The organism is Taibaiella koreensis (genome assembly GCF_003545715.1).
GTDB lineage: Bacteria > Bacteroidota > Bacteroidia > Chitinophagales > Chitinophagaceae > Taibaiella > Taibaiella koreensis.
In genome coordinates this window covers 855,061-880,341 of sequence record NZ_QVNU01000001.1, presented here as the reverse complement: position 1 = coordinate 880,341, position 25,281 = coordinate 855,061, and the positions used below count along the sequence as shown (strand labels likewise).

25 protein-coding genes are annotated in these 25,281 nt (G+C 49.2%); 19 read left to right on the top strand and 6 right to left on the bottom strand.

What is annotated here, in order from left to right; all coding sequences use genetic code 11:
* The first annotated feature begins 9 nt into the window (after window positions 1–9).
* From DZK30_RS03960 to DZK30_RS03950, 3 genes are read left to right on the top strand one after another with little or no spacing between them, the layout of a single operon-like run.
* Window positions 10–288 (top strand): hypothetical protein, encoded by a 279-nt coding sequence (locus tag DZK30_RS03960; RefSeq protein ID WP_118972767.1) that lies wholly within the window; start codon window positions 10–12, stop codon window positions 286–288.
* Window positions 289–296: 8 nt separating this feature from the next.
* Window positions 297–857, top strand: coding sequence for a DUF6452 family protein (locus DZK30_RS03955; RefSeq protein WP_118972766.1), 561 nt, complete (start codon window positions 297–299; stop codon window positions 855–857).
* On the top strand, window positions 858–1,586 hold the full coding sequence (locus tag DZK30_RS03950) for a DUF6048 family protein (protein ID WP_162902822.1): 729 nt from the start codon (window positions 858–860) through the stop codon (window positions 1,584–1,586).
* Window positions 1,587–1,760: 174 nt separating this feature from the next.
* On the opposite strand, the gene DZK30_RS03945 is transcribed toward DZK30_RS03950, so the two are convergent.
* From DZK30_RS03945 to DZK30_RS03935, 3 genes are all read right to left on the bottom strand, one after another.
* Entirely contained in the window at window positions 1,761–3,878 is a 2,118-nt protein-coding gene (locus DZK30_RS03945) for an endonuclease MutS2 (protein WP_118972764.1), read from the bottom strand.
* Between the two features lie 205 nt (window positions 3,879–4,083).
* Window positions 4,084–4,839, bottom strand: a complete 756-nt coding sequence (locus tag DZK30_RS03940) for a zinc ribbon domain-containing protein (RefSeq protein WP_118972763.1) — start codon at window positions 4,837–4,839, stop codon at window positions 4,084–4,086.
* A gap of 1 nt (window position 4,840) precedes the next feature.
* On the bottom strand, window positions 4,841–5,941 hold the full coding sequence (locus DZK30_RS03935; protein WP_118972762.1) for a Nif3-like dinuclear metal center hexameric protein: 1,101 nt from the start codon (window positions 5,939–5,941) through the stop codon (window positions 4,841–4,843).
* A 28-nt stretch (window positions 5,942–5,969) separates the two neighbouring features.
* Between DZK30_RS03935 and DZK30_RS03930 the strand changes: the two genes are divergently transcribed.
* Window positions 5,970–6,341 carry an eCIS core domain-containing protein gene (locus DZK30_RS03930; protein ID WP_317125484.1) on the top strand — a complete coding sequence of 124 codons (372 nt, stop codon included), beginning with the start codon at window positions 5,970–5,972 and terminating at the stop codon, window positions 6,339–6,341.
* Here the strand turns inward: DZK30_RS03930 and DZK30_RS03925 are convergent.
* Window positions 6,338–7,669 (bottom strand): bifunctional folylpolyglutamate synthase/dihydrofolate synthase, encoded by a 1,332-nt coding sequence (locus DZK30_RS03925; protein ID WP_118972760.1) that lies wholly within the window; start codon window positions 7,667–7,669, stop codon window positions 6,338–6,340. The two genes, DZK30_RS03930 and DZK30_RS03925, sit on opposite strands and share 4 nt — an antisense overlap.
* A 204-nt stretch (window positions 7,670–7,873) precedes the next feature.
* On the opposite strand from DZK30_RS03925, the gene DZK30_RS03920 reads away from it, so the two are divergent.
* The 8 genes from DZK30_RS03920 to DZK30_RS03885 all read left to right on the top strand — a co-directional run bounded on the left by DZK30_RS03920 (window position 7,874) and on the right by DZK30_RS03885 (window position 16,186).
* Window positions 7,874–9,796, top strand: a complete 1,923-nt coding sequence (locus DZK30_RS03920; RefSeq protein ID WP_118972759.1) for a T9SS-dependent choice-of-anchor J family protein — start codon at window positions 7,874–7,876, stop codon at window positions 9,794–9,796.
* 160 nt (window positions 9,797–9,956) lie between these two features.
* Window positions 9,957–10,697 carry a T9SS type A sorting domain-containing protein gene (locus DZK30_RS03915; protein WP_118972758.1) on the top strand — a complete coding sequence of 247 codons (741 nt, stop codon included), beginning with the start codon at window positions 9,957–9,959 and terminating at the stop codon, window positions 10,695–10,697.
* 115 nt (window positions 10,698–10,812) lie between these two features.
* Window positions 10,813–12,069, top strand: coding sequence for an ABC transporter permease (locus tag DZK30_RS03910; protein WP_162902821.1), 1,257 nt, complete (start codon window positions 10,813–10,815; stop codon window positions 12,067–12,069).
* 46 nt (window positions 12,070–12,115) lie between these two features.
* Window positions 12,116–12,613 (top strand): phosphoribosyltransferase family protein, encoded by a 498-nt coding sequence (locus DZK30_RS03905; RefSeq protein ID WP_118972756.1) that lies wholly within the window; start codon window positions 12,116–12,118, stop codon window positions 12,611–12,613.
* A gap of 60 nt (window positions 12,614–12,673) precedes the next feature.
* Window positions 12,674–13,099 (top strand): hypothetical protein, encoded by a 426-nt coding sequence (locus DZK30_RS03900; RefSeq protein WP_118972755.1) that lies wholly within the window; start codon window positions 12,674–12,676, stop codon window positions 13,097–13,099.
* A 91-nt stretch (window positions 13,100–13,190) separates the two neighbouring features.
* Complete coding sequence (locus DZK30_RS03895) at window positions 13,191–13,868, top strand: 2-C-methyl-D-erythritol 4-phosphate cytidylyltransferase (RefSeq protein WP_240432849.1); 678 nt, start codon at window positions 13,191–13,193, stop codon at window positions 13,866–13,868.
* A gap of 49 nt (window positions 13,869–13,917) precedes the next feature.
* On the top strand, window positions 13,918–14,871 hold the full coding sequence (locus DZK30_RS03890; protein ID WP_118972753.1) for a LolA-like protein: 954 nt from the start codon (window positions 13,918–13,920) through the stop codon (window positions 14,869–14,871).
* 61 nt (window positions 14,872–14,932) lie between these two features.
* A complete protein-coding gene (locus DZK30_RS03885) occupies window positions 14,933–16,186 on the top strand; it encodes a competence/damage-inducible protein A (RefSeq protein ID WP_118972752.1) in 1,254 nt (417 codons plus the stop codon).
* 1 nt (window position 16,187) lies between these two features.
* Here DZK30_RS03885 and radC read toward each other — a convergent pair whose 3' ends face one another.
* Both radC and dprA read right to left on the bottom strand, forming a co-directional pair.
* Window positions 16,188–16,892, bottom strand: coding sequence for a RadC family protein (gene radC / locus DZK30_RS03880; RefSeq protein WP_118972751.1), 705 nt, complete (start codon window positions 16,890–16,892; stop codon window positions 16,188–16,190).
* A gap of 20 nt (window positions 16,893–16,912) precedes the next feature.
* Window positions 16,913–18,025, bottom strand: a complete 1,113-nt coding sequence (dprA, locus tag DZK30_RS03875) for a DNA-processing protein DprA (protein ID WP_118972750.1) — start codon at window positions 18,023–18,025, stop codon at window positions 16,913–16,915.
* A gap of 332 nt (window positions 18,026–18,357) precedes the next feature.
* Between dprA and DZK30_RS03870 the strand changes: the two genes are divergently transcribed.
* The 7 genes from DZK30_RS03870 to DZK30_RS03840 all read left to right on the top strand — a co-directional run bounded on the left by DZK30_RS03870 (window position 18,358) and on the right by DZK30_RS03840 (window position 25,277).
* Window positions 18,358–20,295 (top strand): S9 family peptidase, encoded by a 1,938-nt coding sequence (locus DZK30_RS03870; protein WP_205529354.1) that lies wholly within the window; start codon window positions 18,358–18,360, stop codon window positions 20,293–20,295.
* 142 nt (window positions 20,296–20,437) lie between these two features.
* The gene (gene amaB, locus DZK30_RS03865) at window positions 20,438–21,967 is read left to right on the top strand and encodes an L-piperidine-6-carboxylate dehydrogenase (protein ID WP_118972748.1); all 1,530 of its coding nucleotides are present in this window, start codon (window positions 20,438–20,440) and stop codon (window positions 21,965–21,967) included.
* A gap of 114 nt (window positions 21,968–22,081) precedes the next feature.
* Window positions 22,082–22,420 (top strand): hypothetical protein, encoded by a 339-nt coding sequence (locus DZK30_RS03860; protein WP_118972747.1) that lies wholly within the window; start codon window positions 22,082–22,084, stop codon window positions 22,418–22,420.
* Between the two features lie 85 nt (window positions 22,421–22,505).
* Window positions 22,506–23,579 (top strand): PA0069 family radical SAM protein, encoded by a 1,074-nt coding sequence (locus DZK30_RS03855; RefSeq protein WP_118972746.1) that lies wholly within the window; start codon window positions 22,506–22,508, stop codon window positions 23,577–23,579.
* Between the two features lie 64 nt (window positions 23,580–23,643).
* On the top strand, window positions 23,644–24,285 hold the full coding sequence (locus DZK30_RS03850) for an outer membrane lipoprotein carrier protein LolA (protein ID WP_162902820.1): 642 nt from the start codon (window positions 23,644–23,646) through the stop codon (window positions 24,283–24,285).
* Window positions 24,263–24,922, top strand: a complete 660-nt coding sequence (locus DZK30_RS03845; RefSeq protein WP_118972744.1) for a hypothetical protein — start codon at window positions 24,263–24,265, stop codon at window positions 24,920–24,922. The genes DZK30_RS03850 and DZK30_RS03845 overlap by 23 nt, the downstream gene beginning before the upstream one ends.
* Window positions 24,906–25,277, top strand: a complete 372-nt coding sequence (locus tag DZK30_RS03840; protein ID WP_118972743.1) for a hotdog family protein — start codon at window positions 24,906–24,908, stop codon at window positions 25,275–25,277. Before DZK30_RS03845 ends, DZK30_RS03840 begins: the two co-directional genes overlap by 17 nt.
* Window positions 25,278–25,281: the final 4 nt, after the last annotated feature.

The window sequence follows — 25,281 nt, the reverse complement described above, 5'->3', positions numbered from 1 at the left end:
AACCAGCTTATGAAAGAACTGGAATCATTACAGCAAAAGCTGGAGCAGCTTCTGAAGCGACATACAGCCCTGGCAGGGGAAAAAGACCGCCTGGAGCAACTCTGCGACCGCCATGCTGGAACCATTTCGGAGCAACAAGATAAGATCACCGCGCTGGAAACTGAGCTGCGGCTGAAATCTGTAGCCCTTTCAACAGCAGGCACACATGCCTACAAGGACAAACAACAACTGAAATCCCATCTCGAACGGGTGATCAGGGAAATCGAGAAAAATATAGAACTGCTCTAAACCCATTGATGCTTTCGACCTCAGCCCGAAAACTGGCCGCTACGCTGATACCGTTACTTTGCCTGGCAGGCCTTCTTTCCTGCGAAAAAGACGGACCACAATGCTATGTGCCTACCCTCGTACGGGTGGGTAACTCCTTTACCGTAATCGATACCACACATAAGCAGGTAGACAGTTTCCCGGTAAGGGATAGCCTGATCTATGTTTATAAGGATAGCGCTATGCTGGCTTCGCAAATGAGGATCCTCAATGAGACCTTGAACTACACCATTACAGGCACGGACCAAGCCAACGCAAGACAGATGCACATAGCGCTTAACCCGCTGAAAGACAGCACCCGCTACGCCTTTAGGGCCGACACTGCCTCGAATGTATGGGATACAATCACTTATTATTATACCCCTGAATCACATTTTGTTTCCAATAGCTGCGGCTATACCTATTACTATACGATAACAGGCGTCAAAACCACAAAAAATATCTTTGATTCGGCCATTCTCCGTCGAAGCGACGTGACCACCGATATTTCGGTAAGGCATGTTCAACTATATTTTAAAAGCAAATTTTAGATGAGGGCAGCTGTACTCTTCGTCCTTTCAATACTTTTCTCCTGTCTTGCCGTGGCGCAATCACCGGCAGATACTTCCGTACGTAGAAAGACTGATAGCATTCCGAAAATTTCCGTAGATACAACCGTGAAGATACCCCGTGTGCCACGCACCCATCAGCTCAGGATAGGATTCGACATCTATCGCATTGCTTACAACCTGATGTGGCCCAGCCGGCAAGGCTACGAAGTGCAGGCCGATTATGCGCTCAACCAAAAGACCTACCTGGTTACAGAAGCCGGGCTCGGAAAAGGTAAGATCGACTACTCCAACCTGCAGTACGATAATTCTTCCTATTTCTTCCGCCTGGGAGTTGACCAGCAGTTCCTGGATGTGATCAGCAACAGGGATTTCGACATTGGCTTTATCGGTATCCGCTACGGCATGGCTGCAGGCAACCGCAGCCCGGTAACCTACGAGATCCCTTCACCTTTTGGTCCGTCTGCAACAGGAAACATAGAGAGCCAAAGCTATATTGTCCATTGGGCCGAAGTGACCGGCGGCATCAAAGTTGAATGCTGGAAAGGCCTTTTTGTAGGCTGGAACATCCGGGGAAAGTTCATGTTCAACAGCGGTATTTTCAAAGAGATCGCCCCCAACTATATTGCCGGTTATGGCAAAGGAGATAAGTCTACTAATTTCGATTTTAATTTTTACCTGAGCTATGCCATCCGGTGGAAAAGCAAATGATCGTATCGCAAGCTGCTTCATACTTATACCGGAGCGCCGTCGAAGAAGTAAGCTGCTCTGAATACAGAAGGGGTTGTCCCGGCAGGACAACCCCTTCTGTATTCACAATCCGATGGAGGCACTAATAGCATCTATGGCACACACAGCGGTTTCATTTGCCCTTTCCCTCCGATCTTATCTCTTTTTCTTTTTCACTTCTTTTTTTTCTTCAACGGTCACCCAATCGGCAAGGTTAATCGTAAAAGGCATTTGTCCGATACGGACAACCGCCTTTTTCCCTTTGATCTCGGTAAGGCGTCCCACCTGGTGATTTATGGTATGCCTTACCAGGTCGCCTTCCTGTGGTTCCGTGCCCGATAGCTTGAATTTCCGGTCTGCTTTCTTGGCCGCGGCCTCATTCTGCTGGATCTGCTTTCGCCGGAACAGAATCATTTCTGCCGATTCGATCACCTGCTGCTTGTTCTCAGCCTTCTTCCAGTCGTGGATGATCTGCTTGAACTTACGTTCCGTGTCGCGTAGGTATTCCAGCTCCTCCTTTTTGATCTTATTCTGCAGCTTAAGTGTTTCAAAGTGCTGTCGCAGGCGTTCTTTGTCGATCAGCTCTTCATATCGTTCCTTCAGGACTTCGTTTTCATCGATCAGCTGGTCGAGATATTTTTCTTTATCACCCAGCCTTACCGACTGCTGCTCGGTCTGCAACAACATTTTATCCAGCTTGAAGTGTCCTCGCTCAGTGAGCTGGCGCGCCCTGTCGATCACCTTTTTCGACAATTCGCTGCGCTGTGCTATGGCAAAGGTATAAGAGCTTCCCGGCTTACCTATAGCCAGTTGGTAAAGTGGCTCCAGCCGCTCCTCGTCAAAGGTCATAGCACCATTAAAAATACCCTGCACCTTACCGGCCATTACCTTAAGGTTAAGGTAGTGCGTAGTGATGATGCCCAGGGCGCGCTTACCTGCAAGCTCTTCTACAATAGCTTCGGCAAAAGCCCCACCCAGGTTAGGATCCGAACCACTGCCCAGCTCATCGATAAAGAACAGCGTCTTACCATTGGCAAAATCGAGAAAATATTTCATATCGCGCAGATGGGCGCTGTAAGTACTCAGCTCGTTCTCGATCGACTGCGTATCCCCGATATGGACAAATATCTGTTTGAAGATACCCATTTCCGATTGTTCATCGACCGGGACCAGCAATCCCGCCTGGAGCATCATTTGCAATAGACCCACCGTTTTCATCGATACTGTCTTCCCGCCGGCATTCGGTCCGCTGATCATTAGGATACGCTGTTCACGGTCAAGTGTAATATTCAAGGGCATAACCGGCTTCCCGGTCTTTTGATTGTGCAGGTACAGCAGCGGATGAACAGCCTTGATCAGCTGAATGGAGGGGTGTGGGCTGAGCCGTGGCAATGTCGCATTCAGCTCCACGCCCAATAAGGCCTTGGCCCTGATGAAATCATACAGGCCGCAGAGATGGTAGTAGCTGTCCAGCTGCGGCTGATAGCCCGAAAGATGGGCTGTAGTCTGCGCCAGAATACGTTGAAGCTCCTTATGCTCGGCACGTTCCAGAGACGACACTTCATTATTGAGCTCAATCGTCTCTTCGGGCTCGATGAACACGGTTTTTGCCGTATCGCTCTCGCCATGCAGTATTCCTTTGACGACACGCTTATGTTCGGCAAAGACGGCAACGGTACGCCTTCCGCTAAGAAAGTTCTCCGATATCTCGGCCAAATAGCCTTGCTTGCTCAGCTTTCTAAGGATACCCTCAAAAGTCTTACGCAATTGCTGCCGCGCTTTATCCAGCTCCATACGGATATTCATGAGCTCCCGCGAGGCATTGTCTTTTACATTCCCGCTGTCATCGATCACGGCAGAAATGATCTGGCTGATCTCCTTTTCATAAACGATCTTTTCGGCCAGCGCCCTTAGCTGCGGGAATAACGGATCGTGGCCTTTCAGCCATTGCAATATGTCCTTTATGTTCAATGCCAGTGTACGGAAGGCGAGCAATTCCTCGCCTTTCAGAATGGCTCCCGATAAGGACAGGTATTTCAGCTCCCGTTCTACATTACGGGTAAAGTCGTTGGGAAAATGGTCCTGGCTTTCCAGGGTCGATTTATATTCCTGCGCCTGCTGCAGCGCCATAGCAATATAGTCGAAACGGCTGTGGAACTTCAGATGCTCCACCCGTTTACGGGCAGCATCGGTACGGCATTTCAGCGATAAAAGCTGTCTTATTTTATTAAATTCAAGTTGATCCTGTGCCTGCGCCGGATAGGTTTGTAACATGTTTATAAATAGTATAATAGAACAGGACTATGCCCTGCACTCAGGTCAGTATTACAGATAGCATGTAAGCTATCTTTTGTGTTCATAAAAAAAGCGACGTTCTAAAACGCCGCTAAAGAAAACAGTAAAAAAGTTTAAAGGGAAGGTCCTTCCGCACCGAAGCCGGGAATACCACTCATTACCCATCCGGAAACGTCCTTCGCGATCAGATCTTAACGGATTCGTTCAGATCGTTATCGACCAGGATACGGCCACAATGCTCGCAAACGATAATTTTTTTGCGTTGGTGTATCTCGGCCTGGCGCTGTGGCGGAATAATATTGAAACATCCGCCGCAGGAATCGCGCAGTACAGGTACTACAGCCAGTCCGTTGCGGTAGCTGGTACGAATACGCTCGTATGCGGTGAGTAAACGCTCTTCAACTTTTTCTTTAGCTTTTTCAGAGTTCTTAGTCAGCTCATTTTCTTCTTTTTCAGTTTCTTTGATAATCTTGTCCAGCTCTTCTTTTTTGGCGTTAAGGGCATCTATCTTACCCTCCAGCAGGCCCTGGGATTGTAGCTTGGTATGCTGCGCTTCCTGCAGACGTACGCCTGCGTCCTTGATATGTTTGTCGCACAGCTTCATTTCCAGCTCCTGCATCTCCATTTCTTTGGTGATAGCCTCAAATTCACGGCTGTTCTTTACATTATCCTGCTGCTTTTCATATTTCTTGATTAGAGCTTCTGCATCTTTCTTGGCGGTCTTGCGGCTCTCGATGTATTCGCCAATGCTGGCGATCTCCGAGTCGATATTGTTCGCGCGCGTCTGCAAGCCTTCTACTTCATCTTCCAGATCACTCACCTCCATCGGAAGCTCCCCTTTAAGCGTCTTGATCTCGTCCCTTTTGGAGTCGATCTTTTGCAGGGTCAGAACGGCGGTAAGTTTTTCCTCAATCGAAAAATCTTTTGCTACAGTAGCCATATTAAAAATAATAATTTACAGGATTTGTATTTGTCTTCGTAAAAAGAAGCGCAAAATTAGGAAATTTTTCCTTTAAAATTTCAGAAAAAATTTCTATGGTAAATTGCTCACTTTCATAATGTCCTATATCTGCGATCATGATCCTGCCCGCCGCATCGAAAAACTGGTGGTACTTGTAATCACCGGTAATAAAAGCATCGGCGCCCACAGCCAATGCCTGTCGTAGCAGGAAGCTGCCGGCGCCCCCGCAAACGGCCACTGTACGAATCAGGTCGGTATGCGGGGTTGTATACCGTATACAGCCGGTTTGCATCTGTTCTTTTACAAAACGGAGAAAATCGGCGGGCGTCATAGGAACCTCCAACCGGCCGGTCATGCCCGCGCCTATGGTTTGATTCTCATTTTCAAGGGCGATCAGCTCATAGGCCACCTCCTCATAAGGATGGTGTTCTTTTAGCACGCTCAGCACCCGGGCCTTTAAATGTTTCGGGACCATTACCTCCAGCTTTTGCTCTGCCACCGTTTCCCGTGCTCCGCCTGCAATACCGATAACAGGGTTGCTAAGGATCGATGGACGGAAAGTGCCCGAGCCAGGTACGGCAAAGCTGCATTCGCTGTATTCCCCTATGCTGCCGGCGCCGGCAGCGAAAAGGGCCGCCTGTAGGGCCTCAGCATGGCTTTCAGGAACGTAGGTATATAATTTATAAAGACTTTCTTTGACAGGCGCCAGGATACGCCGTTCCTGCAGGCCAAGCCGTTCGGCTATCTTACGGTTCACGCCGGCCTGCATATTATCCAGGTTGGTATGGGCAGCATAGACCACTATATTATGCCGGATCGCTTTCAACAGGGTCCGTTCTACGTAATTACGGCCCGTAATGCTTTTAAGGCCCGAAAAGATAAGCGGATGATGGGCTACGACCAGGTTGCAGCCCGAAGCTATAGCCTCGTCCAGCACGGCTTCGGTAACGTCAAGCGTTAACAAGGCCCCAGTGGCAGGCAAAGTAACATCCCCTACCTGCACGCCACAGTTATCGTAGCTTTCCTGGTAAGGCAGGGGGGCAAAACGCTCTATTTCGGCCAGGATATCTTTAATTTGCATCGTATATCAAACGGCGGTGCTTATATAGATCGCCGTTGCAAAAATAAGGCAAGACAGCGGCTGCCACAGCAATAAAAAATTCATGAAGGTCAGGATCAGGGAAAACAGCTGGATCGCCAGGATCGCCGCCCGGAAACTGGGCGCCGGTACTATGGCCATTACGCTGGGACGCACCATTCACCTGCACAATACCTCAAGATCCCAATTTCTCGGCAACCATTCCTGGGTATGTCACGAGTTGGTCCATGTACAGCAGTTCCGGCAATATGGTTTTATAAGCTTTCTGTTCCGGTACTTATGGGAAAGCCTGCGAAAAGGTTATTACCACAACCGCTGGGAGGTAGAGGCCAGGCAAAGAGAGCATGACCACACCCTGCTGCAAAATGTATTCTTTGTCTAAGAAACTGCCCTTTGCTCCAGTACCGATATCGCCTCGCCTACCACAAAAAAGCTTCCCGTGACCAGGATAACATCGTCGTCGCCTGCCTCCTCCCTGGCCGCAGCCAGCGCTGCGCTTACCGAAGGGTAGGCCGTACCCTCCAGCTGGCTCCGGACAGCAATGCCAGCCAGTTCCCCGAAAGGCATTGCCCGGGGCACGTCGGCTTGTGTAAAATAATAGACCGCGTCCCGGGGAAATAAGGTCAGCGCCTTGGCGACATCCTTGTCGCTTACAAAACCACATACGATACGCAGACGCGCTGTACCCGCTCCCGATTCTTTTAAAGCCGCCAGGTTCGCTGCCAGAAAGGCCATACCCTCCGCATTATGCGCGACATCCAACACGATCTCGGGTCGCAGGCCCAGGCGCTCCCAGCGACCACGCAGGCCAGTCGTTGCTTTTACCTGCTCCAGGCTCTTCAATACACCCTCCCGGTTAAGCCGCCAGCCCATTTGCTGCAGCAGGTCGCAGGAAGTCAGCACGGTTTTAATATTGTGCGCCTGGTAGCTACCCAGGAGGTCGGTTTTGAGATCGTACATTTTCTGTTCGCCCTTGTGGATCGCCTTATAATATTGGAAGGCCTCATCCTGCTTTATCCGTACCATATCCCATAAGCTGTCTGCATAAACAATGCTGGTTTGCCGGCTATGGGCGGCCAGGAAAAATACCTGCTCTGTTTCCGGCTGCGTCTCTCCTACAATCACCGGCACTTTCTCTTTGATGATACCGGCTTTTTCTTTGGCGATCAGGGGCAGTGTATCGCCAAGTATCTGCGTATGGTCCAGGCCTATATTGGTGATTATTGACAGTACCGGCAAAAGGATATTGGTGCTGTCCAGCCTGCCGCCAAGTCCCGTCTCTACTACCGCCACATCCACGCCGGCGTCGGCAAAGGCGGCAAAAGCCATGGCCACGTTCAGCTCAAAATAAGAAGGGGACAAAGTGTCGAGAAGAGGCTTTATCTTTTCAACAAATTGAATAACAAAGGATTCCGATATAGGAACGCCGTTAATACGGATCCGCTCGCGCAGGTCGACCAGGTGCGGCGAGGTGTATAAACCGGTGCGATATCCCGCTTGTTGCAGCGCTCCGGCAATCATATGGCTGGTACTACCTTTGCCATTGGTACCGGCAATATGGATAGATGGAAATTTTTGTTCGGGATGATTCAAAGCCGCGCATAACCGTTCGATATTATCAAGACCAGGCTTGATAGCGGCCTGGCCTATCCGGGAGAACATCGGCAGCTTGAGTGTGAGCAGTGCAACAGTTTCCTGGTATGAAAGCATCAGGGATCAGTTTAAATAAAGGTAAAATGGCTGCGAAAATATTGCAATTCCCGACGCCTTTAAAATCCGGCAAAAAATAACCGGCAGGACAGCCCCACCTTTTTATGTAGGTTCTCCTTTTTTTTGATGATATTAGAAAATTGGCCTAACTTCAATTCCTGAATTCAATCTTAAGTCTAAATTATCTTTTAAAAAAACAGAAACATGAAAAAATTGCTACTTACCTGTGGCGCTGCTGCCGCGTTTTTCAGCACGCAGGCCCAGCAGAGATTATCGCTTTATGAGGAGTTTTCCGGAGAGAATTGCGCTCCCTGTGCGGCTTTGAATCCAGCTTTGATGACTTTATTGGGAGCCAATACGAGCAAAGTATTATTGCTCAAATATCAGTCCCCCATCCCTACTGCCGGCCCTATCTACGAAGAAAATACCATCTTCACTGATGCGCGCATGGACTATTATTCTGTGCCTTTTGCTCCCTATGGCCGCATCGACGGCGTAGTAGTGGGTACCGGCGCCGATGCCGGTAACATCAACCAGACGACGCAGACAATCATTGATAATGCTGCTGCTGTAGCGTCTCCGTTTACGATCACGATCACGAACCCGACCTACAATGCCGATGGACAAACGTTTACGGCTACAGCTACGGTTACGGCGGTTACGGCAGGCACTTATAGCAACCTCAAGTTCCGCTTTGTACTGGCTGAGCAATTGGACTATGCTACTGCTCCCGGTACCAACGGCGAAACCTCGTTCCACAACGTGGTACGCCAGATGTACCCTGATGCAGGTGGTCAGAACGCACCTGGTACCTGGACTGCCGGACAAACGCAGACCTTTACCGTTACCGGTTCTATTCCCCACTACGTAAAGAGCACTTCTGCTCACCGTTTCTTTGCAGCATTCCTGCAAACCGATGGCGACAAAAAAGTACTGCAAGCTGCTAAAACAGGCGATATTACCATTCAGCTTCCTGCTGCTGGTGTGGCCTCAGCTTCCATGACTGGCGTAGGCGGTCTGAAATGCGAACTGCCAGCAAACCTTACAGCAAGCATCACGCTGAAGAACACTGGCACACAGCCGCTGACTGCAGCTACTATCTATTACCGTGCAGGAACCGGCGCCTGGCTGAGCCAGCCCTGGACCGGCTCAGTAGCTCCGGGCGCTACTTCTGCTGCTATTCCCCTGGGCGCTATGACCGCCACTACTACCGGCATGGTGCAGGTACAGGATTCAGTGGCCTTACCCAATACCAAAGTAGACCTGAATACTTATGACAATAATAGCTCAGGCACTGTTTATGTATTGAATGGTACAGCATCTCCGCTTCCTCTGAAGTACGATCTGGAGACCGTAAACGCTGCCTGGGTAATGTGGCCCGGCACTTCTGCCAGCGGCTTCCCCTTCCTGAGGGCATCTAATGATGGTGGTGCTGCAATTGGCGCAGGTGGTTCTACTTTCGTAGCCTGGTATCCTTGTCAGCAAATAGGAGCCGGCGCCAACGGTTTTATGCTTGTGCCTAAAGCAGAATTGCCTGCAGGTGCCAAAGCGGTTGATTTCATGCTGGCTTATGCTATGCGCGCAACCACAGGTGACAAGCTTGAATTGCTTTATTCAACAGATTGCGGTGGCAACTGGACCTCTGTATGGTCAAAATCCAATGCAGATCTGGCTACAGTTCCTCCTACTGCAGAAGATAAACTGCTCGTGCCTACTGCGGCTTCTTACAAGAAGATCAGCGTAGATATCACCAGCGTGCCTACCGGTGCTATATTCGGCTTTAAAGCTACTTCAGGTGGCGGTAACAACCTCTTCATCGATAACATTGAAGTGCGCACAGGTACTACCTCAGGCATCAATGAGCTCGTGAAAGAAGGCAGCACCCGCATCTACCCCAACCCTACAACAGATGCATTTACTGTTGAGTTGGATATGATCAAAGCATCAAAAGTATCGTTCACGATCTTCAATGCACTGGGACAAAGCGTAGGCCAGGCTTCTGTTAAGGACCTGACTTCCGGCGTTTCTAAAACAACTATCGATACCAGGAGCCTGGCTCCCGGTATGTACTACCTCAATGTAAATACCGACGCAGGAAACCTGCAGCAAAAATTCACTAAGCTGTAGTACTTATCTTACTGTCGAATGTCTTCAAAAAGGAGCCGGTTTTTAACTGGCTCCTTTTAACTTTTATTTTTTTCGGGATACATTTTTTATCCCGTCGATTCAGTAACTTTGAACAGCTTTTAAGAAGGTATTTTTATTTTTCCCAAAAAACACATCTAAGATGATACGTAAAATTTTATCCTTGGGTCTTTTGATCGGTTTGACTTCTGTTGCAGCGCACGCCCAGGACTTTTTATTGAAGGCAGACACTATTAAAAGAGAAACTTCAGGCCAGATGCCTCCTGCCGGGTCCAGCTGGGATAACTATTGCGAAAAGTTGTTTAACTACGCTTTCAACAAGACCACTGCGCCGCTGCCTATGACCTATCAGATCGTCTACAAGACACTGCCGATCGGCTGGTTTATCCGTGGCTTTTGCGACAACCAGACCTGCCGCTTCCAGGATGATCCTGCAATTGCCTCTCAGACTGAAACGGCGGTAATGAATGTACCTGTAGGTGATAGCTGCCTGCTTGAGCCCTGGGTTGCCGTTCCTACCGATGCGGATAACGGTGTAGGCGTTATTAGAGTGAGGATAAAGACGGCGAATACGACCGATACTGCTACCTATATTATCAACAAAGGTACTTCAGGCGTTTCCACTATCGCGATAAAGGATAAGCGTGTTGCCATTTATCCCAATCCCGCGACCAACGACCTGACTATCTTTACTGATAAAAGCCTGAATGCATCCCGGGTAGAGATCCTTAACATCGCAGGCGCCAGCCAGTTTGCAAAAGCTATTGGCGGCGTAGAAGCAATTAATATGGACATTCGCGCGCTTGCTACCGGCACATACCTGGTAAGAGTTACCGATAATAACGGCGCTGTGATCACCACTAGGAAATTCAGCAAAAAATAATAAAGACCTTCCAGAACAAAAAAGCGCCGGAACTCCCGGCGCTTTTTTTATATTTTTGCCAGGTAGTTTTTTAGCACTAATATTGAGCCTGCATCTTGTATTTCAGGCCTTTTCTATGCGCCAGTTCATCAGAATATCCGTTACCAGCTTTAAGATGGCCCTTCAGGAATTGAGGGTAAATAAACTGCGGACATTCCTCTCATTACTAGGGGTAACGATCGGGATCTTTTGCATCGTAGCGGTATCGACAGTATTGGACAGCCTCGAAAACAATATACGGAACAGCGTAGCCAGCCTGGGCAACGATGTGATCTACATCAGCAAATGGCCTTGGACCGACGAGGGCGGGGAATACAAGTGGTGGGAATACTGGCGCCGGCCGGTATTAAAATATCGCGATTTGCGTGCCGTGGAGCAACAGGGTCAAACCGTACGCTATGCTACCCTGTCTTATTCTGAAGGTAACCTTACCGCCAAGCAAAACCAGTATGAGCTCGGCGGTATTACCGGTTATGCTGTAACCGATCATTTTGAAAAGATGCAGAACTTTGAAATAGCTGAAGGGCGCTATTTCAACAGCACCGAGCTATCGGGTGGCAACAACAGGGTGGTGCTGGGCTTCGATGTAACCCAGTCCCTCTTCCCGGGTATCGCCAACCCAACGGGTAAATCCGTTACTTTTCTCGGCAAAAAGTTTACCGTTATAGGAACCTTGAAAAAAATGGGCGATAATGTAGCCGGCTTTAATTTTGACCGGGGCCTTATCTTTCCCTTTCTTGCCGCCGCTGCTGTCAAAGATGTTACCGACCTGGATGCAGATATCACGATGATGGTAAAAGCGAAGAAAGGCATGACAAGCGACGAGATCAGTTATGAGACAGAAGGGATCCTGAGGGCGAACCGCAAGATACAGCCCGGTGCCAAGAATAATTTTTCCATCAACAAGCTCAGCCAGATCACCAGCCAGCTGGATCAGATGTTTGGCATGATCGACGCCGTAGGCTTGTTCGTTGCCTTCTTTTCCCTACTGGTAGGCGGCTTCGGGATCGCCAATATTATGTTCGTTTCTGTTAAGGAACGCACAAAGATCATTGGCCTGAAAAAAGCGATCGGCGCCCGCCGGCCGGCCATCCTTACCGAATTTCTGATCGAGGCCATTGCCCTTTGCCTCATTGGCGGCCTCATTGGCATCCTTATTGTATTGCTATTGGCGCTTGTATTGACTTACGGCATGCACTTCCCGGTTACGCTTTCATTCAAGAACATCATGACGGGCATTTCGATTTCTTCGTTTGTGGGTATACTGGCCGGCTATATACCGGCCAGAGCGGCTTCGAGGCTGGATCCCGTAGTCGCAATCCGCTCTACATAATCGACTTTTATCACATTTATTTCAACTATTAGAATCAAGAACCGGCATGAATCAAATCGCGATACTGACCGCCGCACAGATAGAACAGAAACTGAGGCGCATGGCCTTTGAGATATGGGAGCAGAACAGCGGGGAACAGGAGATATACCTGATTGGTATCCAGGCTGTGGGTGCAGCTGTAGCCGCAAAAATTGCAGAGCTGCTACAAGAGATCAGTCCCTTGAAGGTACACCTGTCCAGCCTTGAGATCAACAAAAAGCACCCTTTAGACAACGAGATTGTGATTGCAGCCGGTCCCTTGCAGGACAAGGCGGTAATATTGATCGACGATGTGGCCAATTCAGGCAAAACACTGCTTTACGCCCTCAAGCCCCTGCTTGCCTTTGAGCCTAAAAAGATACAAGTTGCCGTGCTCGTCGACCGTAAGCATAAAAATTTCCCCGTTACGCCCGATATTATCGGACACTCGGTCGCCACTACGCTGCAGGAGCATATTATTGTTAACTATGAAGACGGGAAATTAACAGGTGCGCATCTTGAATAAGCGCCATCCATATTAAACTATTTTCACCGGCAATTGTCAAAAAAACAAATAAGAGACAATATGAAAAAGATACTTTTCGTGGCAGGCATTGCACTGACCAGCCTTTCTGTAGCTTTTGCCCAGGAAATGAAACAGGATCAGAAAATGGCCCCAGCAAAACAGGATCGGGCAACTGAAGCGGCAGCTGTAAAAAGATCCCCCGAACGCATGGCGCAACATCGCGTGGAGCGACTGGATAAAGAATTAACACTGTCGGCAGACCAGAAGCAGAAATTAAATGCCTTATTCGTAAAAGAAGCCACAGCCGATAATGGCAGGGCCATCCAGCGGAAAGAAACGGAGACGCAGCTAAAGGCGATCTTGACACCGGAGCAAAATCAAAAATACGAAGCGGTAAAAGCAGACAGGCAGAAGATGATGATGCAGCGCAGGCAGCAGACCAATCTCGATCAGAAACCGGCGCCGGCCTCCGAGCAAAAACAATAAGCAGCTTACCGATATGATTATAAGCGCCGGAAGAGATCCGGCGCTTATCTTTGGAGCGTATCTTTGCGCCTTTACCCCAACAATCGGATCATTGAGCAATCTATCTACCACACTCATTCTTGTTGCCGGCGGCAAAGGGCTGCGTATGGGCGCCGCCCTGCCCAAACAATTTTTACCACTGCTGGATAAGCCTATCCTGTACTACGCCGCCAAAACGTTCCTGGATACGTTTCCCGGTATAAAGATTGTGCTGGTGCTACCGGAAGAACATATCAGCTACAGTAATATCCTGCTCCAGGCTTTTGAAGAGCGGATAGATATGACCATTGTAAAAGGCGGCGATACCCGCTTCCACAGCGTCAGGAACGGCCTTAACGAAGCGATACCAGGGAGCATTGTATTCATTCATGATGCGGTACGCCCGCTTATCGACAAGGAATTATTGCTACGTTGCTACAATCTGGCGGTCGAAAAAGGCAATGCCATACCGGCGATACCGGTAACTGACAGCATCAGGCAATGGAAAGGCACACATTTTGAAGCGATCGACAGGGACGCTTTACGGATAATCCAGACACCGCAAACCTTCAGGGCCGAGCTGATCGTTAAAGCCTTCGAACAGGACTACCACGAGGCTTTTACAGATGAGGCTACCGTACTGGAACATATGAAGCTACCTGTATTTTTAACCGAAGGCTCCAAAAAGAATATTAAGATCACCACACCGGAAGACCTCCGCATTGCCGAGGTGCTGATGCAACAACATTAGGTGTCCTGATTTTGTTACCGGTAATACCCGATACCCAACTATCTATAGTATGACATTTTCTGCCCCTTACCGGTCTTACAAGCTTTTAGGCACGCTGCTGCTCTCTTGCTGGTGCAGCACACAAGCGGCAGCCCAGGTGCTGGATACCAATACCTATTTCGCCCCTATACTTATAGACGAGGTCATTATCAAGTCGTCAGACAATGGCTTCGACATAAAGGATTTTATCGAACGGATCAAGAATGACACTACCTTTTATAAAGCATTCCGGTCTATGCACCTGGTTACCTATAATGCCGAAAATGATATCAGGGTATTTGAAAAAAAAGGCGACAAGCTCAAGGCATCGCTTAACAGCGAGACCAAACAGATTGCACGCAATGGTTGCCGTACGATGAATGTGTTGGACGAAAAGGTTACCGGTGACTTTTACAACCGGAAGAAGGAATACAACTATTACACTGCCGAACTATACGCCTCCCTGTTCTTCACCAAAGGCAAAGTGTGCGGAGAGGACAATATTGTAAAAGGCCAGCTGGAACAATCTTTGAAAGGCAAAGGGAGCCTGGAAAAGAACAAAGCCCGGCTCAAGCAGCTCATGTTCAATCCGGGTAGCCGTATACAAGGCATACCGCTCATGGGCAATAAGTCAGCTATTTTCGACTCTGATATCGCTAAGAGGTACGACTTCCGCCTGGCCGTAGAAGACAAGAACGGCGTTCCCTGCTACCGCTTCGAAGCCACACCCAAAAAGGAATATGCCGGCGATGTGGTGTACAAACAGTTTAAGACCTGGTTCCGCCAGTCAGATTACTCAATTGTGTCGAGAGACTATGCGCTTGCCTACAGTACCCTCGCCTACGACTTTGATGTGGTCATTCATGTAGACCTGCAGCAGAAAGGCGATCTGCTTTTACCCACCTACATCAGCTATAAGGGCAATTGGTATGCCTTCACCAAAGGAAGAGAAAAAGTAAGCTTTACGGCCAAATTCGATTATTGATTTTATACATCGGCGATTCGCTGCACAGCCGCTATATTTGCGTATAAAACAGCACGTAAAATTGTCTTATCAATCCATAATCATTACCATCGGCGACGAGCTCCTGATCGGTCAGACCATAGATACAAATTCAGCCTGGATTGCCCAGCAGCTCAATCATATTGGCATCAATGTAAAGCGACGCATTGCAGTAGCCGACGAGCGGTCGGCGATCGCCACAGCATTGGACGAGTCTATTCCACAAGCGTCGCTGATCCTGCTGACCGGCGGGTTGGGACCTACGGCCGATGATATTACCAAGCCTTTGCTCAGCGAGTACTTCGACAGCCCACTCATCGTTAATGAAACGGTGCTGCAGCACGTAAAGCAGATATTTACCAAGCGTAACCGCCCCTTCCTGGAGCGCAACCTGAAGCAGGCCGAAGTACCTGAAAACTGCCAGGTGCTGTTCAACCGGCTGGGCACTGCACCGGGCATGTGGTTTGAGAAAGAAGGCTGCATCATTATCTCCCTGCCCGGCGTCCCCTTTGAGATGCAGACGATTATGAGTGAAGAAGCGTTGCCCAGGCTGAAGGAAAGGCTGGCTGGCAACCACATCATTCACAAAACCATGATCGTCGCAGGCGTGGGAGAAAGCTTTATAGCCGACAAGATTGAAGATATTGAAACAGCGCTCCCGCCGCATATCCACCTGGCTTACTTACCGACCCCCGGTTATGTAAAGCTGCGGTTGACCACCGAAGGACCGGATAGAAATGCCCTGCAATCCCAGGTCGATATTCATGCCGAATTGATCAGGCAACGGCTGGGCACGATAGTAGCTGCTATGGAAGATCTGCTCCCCGAAGAGATCGTTGCCCGGCTCATGGAAGAGCACCGGCTAAGCCTTAGCCTGGCTGAGAGCTGTACTGGTGGCTACCTGGCCAACCGCATTACCAACCTGCCCGGAAGCTCAGCCTTTTTTAAGGGTTCTATAATAAGCTACGATAATGAAGTCAAGGAAAGCCTGCTTAAGGTACCCAGGGCAATACTGGAAACAGCCGGAGCAGTGAGTGAAAAAACAGTGATACAGATGGCGGAAGAGGCGCGTCGCACCATGCATACCGACATCGCACTCTCTATATCAGGTATACTGGGCCCGGGAGGAGGCACGGCAGAAAAACCGGTTGGGCTGGTATGGATGGCGATATCCGATGGCCGGCGTACCGTAAGCCGCGAATTTCACTTTTTTTACGACCGGCTGCGCAATAAAGAACAAGCCGCCAACGCTGCGCTGGATATGATACGTTTGTTTATACTGGACGACCAGCACTAGCTCAAAGCAAGCCCTCATCGGCAAAGCTGAAATATTGTTTATCTGCCACGATCAGGTGATCCATAAGGAAAAGGTCCAGCATGCGGGCTCCATGCTTTATCTTTTCTGTAAGATTTTTATCCGAGACGCTTGGCTTCAGGTTGCCCGAAGGATGATTATGCGCGATGATTAGTTTGGTGGCCAGATGCTGAATAGCTATTTTGAAAACAAGCTTGGTATCGACAATAGTGCTGGTAAGCCCTCCGGAACTAACGTATTCATAATGCAACAACTTATTACTGGCGCTCAGGCAGATCAGGCAAAAGCGTTCATGAGGAAGATCGCCCAGCAGGGGTACGAGAATTTCGGCGGCAGTCTTGCTGTTAGGCACTTCTTTCTGTTCCATACCCTCGCTTACTTGCCGCCTGCGACCCAGCTCCAGTGCTGCCGCCAGCGTTATAGCCCGTGCCTTGCCAATACCTTTGATCTTCTGAAAATCCGGTATCTGCAGCTTCCCCAGCCTGGCGAGACTATGATTACCCAATAGCAGTACATCCCGGGCCAGATCGACGGCCGATTTCTCTTTGTTGCCGCTCTGGATCAATATCGCGATCAATTCCGAATCCGATAGCGCTTCATAACCCTTTTTGCACAATTTTTCCCTGGGTTGGTCATCTTCCGCCCAATACTTAATGCTGGTGGGCTTTACAGCATCGTTTGTCTTCATAAGGTAAATTATTATCTTGATCAGGCCAGTCGGTACCGCTTGCCGGCCAATGGATGCACAACGCCACTCAGCTCAAGATTAAGCAGCAAAAGAGATAGCGAAGATGCCGGAATCCCGGTTTTAAGGCATAGCTCATCGATATGCATATTGTCGGCTTGCTCCAGCGATGTGGCGACACAAAGCTCCTCGCTATTGAGATGAGGGAATAAACGCCGCTGTAGCGCAGGTTTCGGCGCCGGCCGGTCCCAGCCCATCATCTCGATCAGGTCTTCAGGTCCTGTAATCAACTGGGCAATATTGGTTCCAAGCAGGTAATTACAGCCATCCGACTTTTTGTCGGTAGTACGTCCCGGGAAAGCAGCAACTTCCCGGTTATAGCCCGAAGCCAATTTTGCAGTGATCATAGCCCCGCCCTGGCGTTCGGTCTCTACGACTACGGTAACATCACACATACCCGCAACAATGCGGTTACGCATAGGAAAATGGAAACGATCAGGACCTGTACCAGAAGGATATTCGGTCAATAGGCCGCCATTCAGGGTCATCTCTTTTGCCACATATTTATGCTGTGTAGGATAAATAGTATCCATGCCATGAGCCAACACACCCAAAGTAGGAATACCAAGTTGCAAAGCCTTACGATGCGCAACAATATCAATACCGTAGGCAAGCCCGCTCACTATAGCGATATTATATCCTTGAAGCCCTTCCAGCAAAGCATGGGTAACCTGTACACCATAATCGGTATTTTTACGCGTACCGATAACCGATACCAGTCGCAGCTCATTCAGGTTTATGTTCCCCCTGTAATATAGCAAAATGGGTGCATCGGGGCAGGATTTTAAGTTGCTGGGGTATTCGTTATCTGTGATCAGCAAAGGCTTGATGCCGTATTTATTGATAAATGCAAGTTCTTTCCGTATAGCCTTTTCATCGATGGCTTTTTTGAGGGCCTCTATTTTTTTGACGCTTAGGCCATCGATAGCTGCAACGCGTCTTGGAGACGCATTAAATATGCTTTTTGCATTTTCGAAATGATGCAGCAATTGACGGGCCGTCTTGTCTCCTATGTTCTCTGTTTGCGTAAGAGCTATATCATAGAAGAGCTTTTCTTCTTTTTCTATTGCTTCCATCCCCTAAAGTTACTTTTTTCATATTTTATTCTGAAATTTTTTATTAAATCATGCAAAGTATCCCCCACAAATTCCCCCTCTGTTTTTACAATGCATCCTTTTATTTTTGACAAATGAACAGATATCTATTTTTATTGCTGCTGCCGGCTATTAGCTTCCAAAGCGTTGCGCAGCAAAAACAATTTACGATGGAAGAGGCGGTTCTTGGTTTAAAGACAAACCTGGCCCCTCAAAACATTAAGCAGCTCAATTGGATACCCGGCCAAGATGGTTATACAATGCTCGCCGGTAAAGGTCGGGAAGGCGCCTTAGTCAAAATTAGCGTGCCCGCTATGAAACCGGATACAATATTCCGCTTAAAGGATATCAATACGCAGATAGCTCCCGCCAAAGCCCTGCAGGAGTTTCCGGAAATACACTGGATAGATAAAGGCAATTGCTATTTCGCCTCCGGCACAAAATATTATAAAGGCGACCTCAAAAATGGCGCATGGCAGTTTAGCACATGGAAAAACCTGCCCGATAGCGCAGACAACATTGTTGTAGACTACCAGGCAGGCCAGATTGCCTATACGATCAACAATAATCTTTATCTCAGCGACAGCCATGGAAAGGCGCAGCAGGTAACCAATGATCCTGATGCCAATATAATCAGCGGCCAGTCTGTACATCGCAACGAATTTGGTATCGAAGGAGGCATCTACTTTTCCCCCAAAGGCAACTTGCTCGCCTTTTACCATATGGACCAACGCATGGTCAACGATTACCCGATTATTGACTGGAGCAGTCTGCCGGCAAAAAATAATAACATCAAGTACCCTATGGCAGGCAACCGGTCTCATGAAGTAACCTTGGGCATTTACAACCCAATGACGCATCAGACAATATATGTAAAGACAGGAGCACCCAAAGATCAGTTCCTGACATGCGTCACCTGGAGTCCCGATGAGCAGTTTGTCTATATTGCCTTGCTCAATCGGGCGCAGAATCACCTTTGGCTCAACCAATACAATGCCGTTACCGGCGATTTTGTCAAAACTTTATTTGAAGAGACCGACCCTAAATATGTAGAGCCACAGCATCCGCTCACCTTCCTGCCCGGCAGCAATACCGAATTCATTTGGTGGAGTCAACGGGACGGTTATATGCATTTATACCGCTACAATACCGACGGCAGGCTGCTGAACCAAGTAACCCGGGGTCCGTGGCTCGTCAATGCGATCGCCGGAGTCAATGCACGATCAAAAGAGCTGATCATTACAGCCACCAAAGAATCGCCGATGGAAAAACACATTTATGCGGTCAACTGGACATCAGGAAAAATAAAGCGCCTGGATGAAACGCCTGGGTATCACCTGGCAGACGCCAGCACCGATGGCGCTTATGTGATCGATCGTTACCAAAGCGATAACACACCCCGGAAGATCGACATAAGCGCAACCGCAAAAAGCTGGCGCAAAAACATATTGACGGCTTCTGACCCGCTGGCAACCTACGATCGCCCTAAAGTAGAATCCGTTACACTGAAGGCCGACGATGGCACACCGTTATACGGTAAGCTGATTTATCCCACCCATTTTGACCCGTCAAAAAAATACCCGGTAATTGTATACCTGTACAATGGCCCCCATGTTCAGCTGGTCATTAATAGCTTTCCGGCCAGCGGCAACCTCTGGTACGAATATATGGCCCAGCAAGGGTATATTATCTTCACTATGGATGGCCGGGGCAGCGGCAACCGCGGGCTGCAGTTTGAGCAGGCAACCTTCCGTAGGCTGGGCACTGCCGAGATGGACGATCAGCTCAAAGGCGTTGAATACCTTAAGTCCCTTCCCTTCGTAGACGCCGAACGTATGGGTGTGCATGGCTGGAGTTTTGGCGGCTTCATGACCACCTCGCTCATGCTGCGCCATCCCGGCGTGTTCAAATGCGCTGTAGCGGGCGGCCCGGTAATTGATTGGAGCATGTACGAGATCATGTACACCGAGCGTTACATGGACACGCCCCAGGAAAACCCTAAAGGCTATGAAGACAACAATCTGCTCACCAAAACCAAAAACCTGAAAGGCAAGCTGCTGATGATCCATGGCGCGCAGGACAATGTAGTTGTATGGCAGCATTCGATCCGCTTCGTGAAAGCCTGTGTCGACAACGGTGTGCAGCTCGACTACTTTGTTTATCCCGGGCATGAGCACAATGTGCTGGGGAAGGACAGAGTGCACCTGATGCAAAAGATAACCGATTACTTTAACGATTTCCTGAAAAAATAAGCAAAGGGCTGTCCTCCGGGACGGCTCTTTTGCAATCTGGCGGGGCTATGGAGCAGCCCCATCCCGGCAACCAGCGAAAAGAACGTATATCTTCCCAATATGCTTACCTTTGCACGGCAAATTTGAAAATACAAGCAATCATATGAATACTAAAAAGATTCTGTCTGAATTAGGTATTGAAAAAATGAACGCCGGCGCTTCCACCGGAACCAAATGGCTGAAAGGCGGCGGCAAGCAGCTGGACTCCTACTCGCCGGTCGATGGCAAGCTCATCGCCTCTACCGACGAAGCAACAGAAAAAACCTTTCAGAAGGTAATGGATAAGGCAGAAACTGCTTTTAAAGAATGGCGCACCTGGCCTGCCCCTAAAAGAGGTGAGATTGTGCGCCAGATCGGCGACGAGCTGCGTAAAAAGAAGAGTGCCCTCGGCGCATTAGTATCTTACGAAATGGGCAAAAGCCTCCAGGAAGGCCTGGGAGAAGTTCAGGAAATGATCGACATCTGCGATTTTGCAGTAGGTCTTTCCCGCCAGCTGTATGGCCTTACCATGCACAGCGAGCGCCCGCTCCACCGCATGTACGAGCAATGGCACCCTCTGGGGATCGTAGGCATCATTAGCGCATTCAACTTCCCGGTAGCGGTTTGGAGCTGGAATGCAGCACTGGCATGGGTTTGCGGAGACGTTTGCATCTGGAAACCCAGCTCCAAAACACCACTTTGCGCCATCGCCTGCCAGAATATTATTGCAGAGGTGCTGAAAAAGAACAATGTGCCCGAAGGCGTAAGTTGCCTGGTGATCGGCAATGCTTCCGGCGACCTGATCAACAACGACAAGCGCATTCCTCTCGTATCCTTCACCGGCTCTACCCGTATCGGCCGTCACGTGTCGCAGGTTGTTGCAGGCCGTTTCGGCAGGGCGATCCTGGAATTGGGCGGTAACAATGCCGTAATCGTTTCAGAGCATGCCAACCTCAACATGGTGCTCATGGGTACTGTATTTGGCGCAGTAGGCACCGCAGGCCAGCGTTGCACTTCTACCCGCCGCCTGATCGTGCACGAAAGCATTTATGATAAAACCATCAGCGTACTTAAAAAAGCATATGGCCAGCTGAAGATCGGCGACCCGCTCGATGCGGCCAACCACGTTGGTCCGCTGATCGACAAAAAAGCTACCGACGACTACCTCAATGCGATAGAAAGGGCCAAGCAGGAAGGCGGCAAAGTATTGGTGCCCGGCGGTGTGCTGAGCGGCAAAGGCTACGAAAGCGGCTGTTATGTAAAGCCCTGTATTATTGAAGCTAAGAACGAATACGAGATCGTACAGGAAGAGACTTTCGCTCCTATCCTTTATGTGCTGAAATACAGCACCATCGAGGAAGCCATCGCTATGCAGAACAATGTTCCGCAAGGCCTTTCCTCCTCTATCTTTACCGGCAACCTGCGCGAAGCAGAGTTGTTCCTCTCGGCAGGAGGCAGCGACTGTGGTATTGCCAATGTAAACATCGGCACATCCGGAGCAGAGATCGGCGGTGCTTTCGGTGGTGAAAAAGAAACCGGCGGTGGACGCGAAAGCGGATCCGACGCCTGGAAAGCTTATATGCGTCGTCAGACCAATACCATTAACTATGGCACACAGTTGCCGCTGGCGCAGGGTATTAAATTCGATGTATAAATGCCACTATGGTTGGTAGCCTGTGGGTTACCCACCACAACTATACAAAAAAGACACAAGGCCTTACCTTGTGTCTTTTTGATACCGTATTTTCGCTGTTTAATGAAGAGCCACATGAAAAAATACACATGGTGGACCGGCCTGGCCGCCATTTTGATAGTAACAGGCTGCAAGCCCAGCAGGGAAGCGTACCGGAGAGATTTTGTAAAGGGCTGTGTGAACCGATACGCCAAAGATTCAACCGTCGCCAGCGTAGAAGGCCGCAAAGCGGTAGAAGCGTATTGCAATTGCATGGGCGATAAGCTCAATGCAAAAATGGACGCAAACCAATGGCGTACATTCAACAAAAGCGGCGATACGACGTTGTCAGAATTCAGACAGGACCTTCAGCCTTGCATCGAGGATTTTCAGAAAAAATTATTGACGCTGCCGCCCTACTCCGCCGGGAAATGACGTAGCAGATTTCGTAACTTTAAGACCTTCGGCAATGGCCCGGAGGTTTTTTTTATTTCCACAGTATAAGAAAGGAGTGTGCAGCATGATCATCCAACACAGCCACGATGAATTTACCAAAGGAAGAGGCGCCCAATTCAATCCCAAGAACCGTTTCCTGAAAGGCGCTTATGTGCAGGAACACAGCGAAGGTATCGATGATTGGGAGCAGGAAGAACGCAAGACGGAATATATACTAGACGAAAGTAAGACCATCGTCAACGAGGTCAAAAGTCCTGATGTGGGCATGTCTTACTCGCTCAACCCTTACCAGGGTTGTGAGCATGGCTGTATCTATTGCTACGCCCGAAATTCGCACGAATATTGGGGCTACAGTGCCGGCCTGGATTTCGAAAGCCGCATTGTCGTGAAGCACAATGCTCCTCAACTACTGCGTAAGTTCTTCGAAAACAAAAACTGGCAACCGGCTCCGGTTTCTTTATCAGGCAATACGGACTGCTACCAGCCCATAGAACGCAAAATGAAGCTGACCCGTCAATTGCTGGAGATCTGCCTCGAATTCCGTAATCCTGTAGGCATCATTACGAAGAATGCGCTGATCCTGCGCGACCTGGATCTGCTCCAGGAGCTCGCTGCCCGCAGGCTGGTTTGTGTTTATACCTCTATTACCTCGATGGATGAAACACTGCGTTCGTTGCTGGAGCCAAGAACCGCCACTTACAAAGGCCGCCTGAACGTTGTACGGACACTCAGTGATAAAGGAATACCTACCGGCATTATGAACGCACCGCTGATACCGGGCCTTAACGACATGCACATGCACGACACACTGAAAGCAGCCGCAGAAGCAGGAGCGTTATGGGCGGGCTATACCATCGTAAGGCTGAACGGTGCCATCGGCGATATCTTCAAAGATTGGCTGTACAAGGCCTTTCCCGATCGTGCCGATAAAGTATGGGGCCAGATCGAAGCCTGCCACGGCGGACAGGTCAACGATAGCCGCTTCGGCGCCCGCATGCGGGGAGAAGGAAAGTTTGCAGAGATGATCCGCCAGCAATTTAAGCTGTACTGTCGCAAATTCCATTTGAACGAAACTCCCTTTGAATATGATCTTACTGCTTTCAGGCGGATCAGGGGCGGACAAATGGAGCTGTTTTAACCCCACCAAAACAAAGCAGGAGAACAATTATCAATATCTTTGCCCGCAAAGAATGACCATACGAATGCAAAAGTTATTATTCACCATTATACTCTGTCTGTCGACCCTGCTTTACGCACAAGCGCAGACACCGGCAGGCTTCAAAGTGCTGTCCAATACGGCTGCGTTGCAAACGAGCCTGGCCGCAACCGCCAGGAGCACACAAACCATCGCCAGCGACTTCAACCAGGTGAAGCACATGAAGATGATGAATGACAAGGTGAGCTCAAAGGGAAAATTTTATTTCAAGAAAGAAGATAAGATCCGCATCGAATACGTGAGCCCTTTCCAGTACCTGCTGGTAATGAATGGCGGCCAGATTATGGTCAGGGACGAGCAGAAAAGCAATAAGATCAATACCCGCAACAGTAAAACCATGCAATCGGTCAATAAAGTGATGATGGATTGCATGCGCGGCACCGTTTTCGGCAACAAGGATTTTGATGTGAAGGCCTTTGATAGCAAAGGCCAATACCTGCTTCAGCTTATCCCCGTCAACAGCGCCATGAAAGGCCTCTTCGCCCGTATAGAAGTATACCTGGATAAGGCAGATAACAGCGTTGGTAAGCTGGTCATGAGCGAGCAGGGCGGCGACTATACCGAAATGAGCTTCAGTAACAAAAAGATCAATACATCTCTTAGCGATGCGCTGTTTTCTGTTCGCTAGTCTGCTCATCCTGCTCTTTTCCTGCAACCGGCAGGCCCATCCAGGCGTGAAGCAACTTCGGCCAGGGCATTCACTCAGCAGTGCAGCCTTAAGGCCCCATCTCGAAAAGACACTTTACCGTTGCGTTGTAGACGGCAAATTCGCATTTAAAAAGTTCCATCTCAGCGGTATCCTGTACCTGAAGCACTTTGGCGATGAAGGCGACCGGGTAGTATTCCAGAGCGAAATGGGTAACACCTTTTTCGACTTTGGCTGGAATAACCAGGACTCTTTCCGGGTGTACAATATCATAGACCAGATGAATAAGCCCGCGCTGATCAAAACGCTGCGTAAAGATTTTGAAATGATCCTGGTCAAAGGCCTGAGCGAACAGGCCGCAGGTTCTTACCAGGCCAAGCATGATAGCCTTACTTATACCCGCTTCAACTTACAGCGTGGATTTGTTTATTACATCACCAATAAACACAACCGGCTTACGGGAATTGACAATGCCGACGATAAACGCAAGGTGGTAACGATGCAGTTGCTGCCGCCTGCCCCGCTGCAGCAACTGCCGGAAACCCTAACGATCCGTCACCTGCGCGCACATTTCACCATAGACCTCAAAAAAATAACACCCGATGATACTGCAGAATAGCTTCTACACCATAGCCACACAGACAGCAGCCGTACAGCAGCTTCAGGCAGCTATTCATATCGATCCGGAGCACGATATCTTCAGAGGACATTTTCCGGGACAACCCGTAGTGCCGGGCGTATGCATGGTGCAGATCGTAAAGGAACTTCTGGAGCAACAGACAGGCACAAAGCTACTCTTTCGCAAAGGACATCAGCTAAAATTTCTGCAACTGCTGGTACCTTCCCGGTCAGAAGAGATACAAGTTAATCTCTCCTGGAAAGAAGAAGAGGGTCAGTTTCCCTGTTCGGCCGACTTCAAAAAAAATGGCGAAACCGTATTTAAACTAAGCGGCCTGTTCCTTCCCATGGCATAAACAT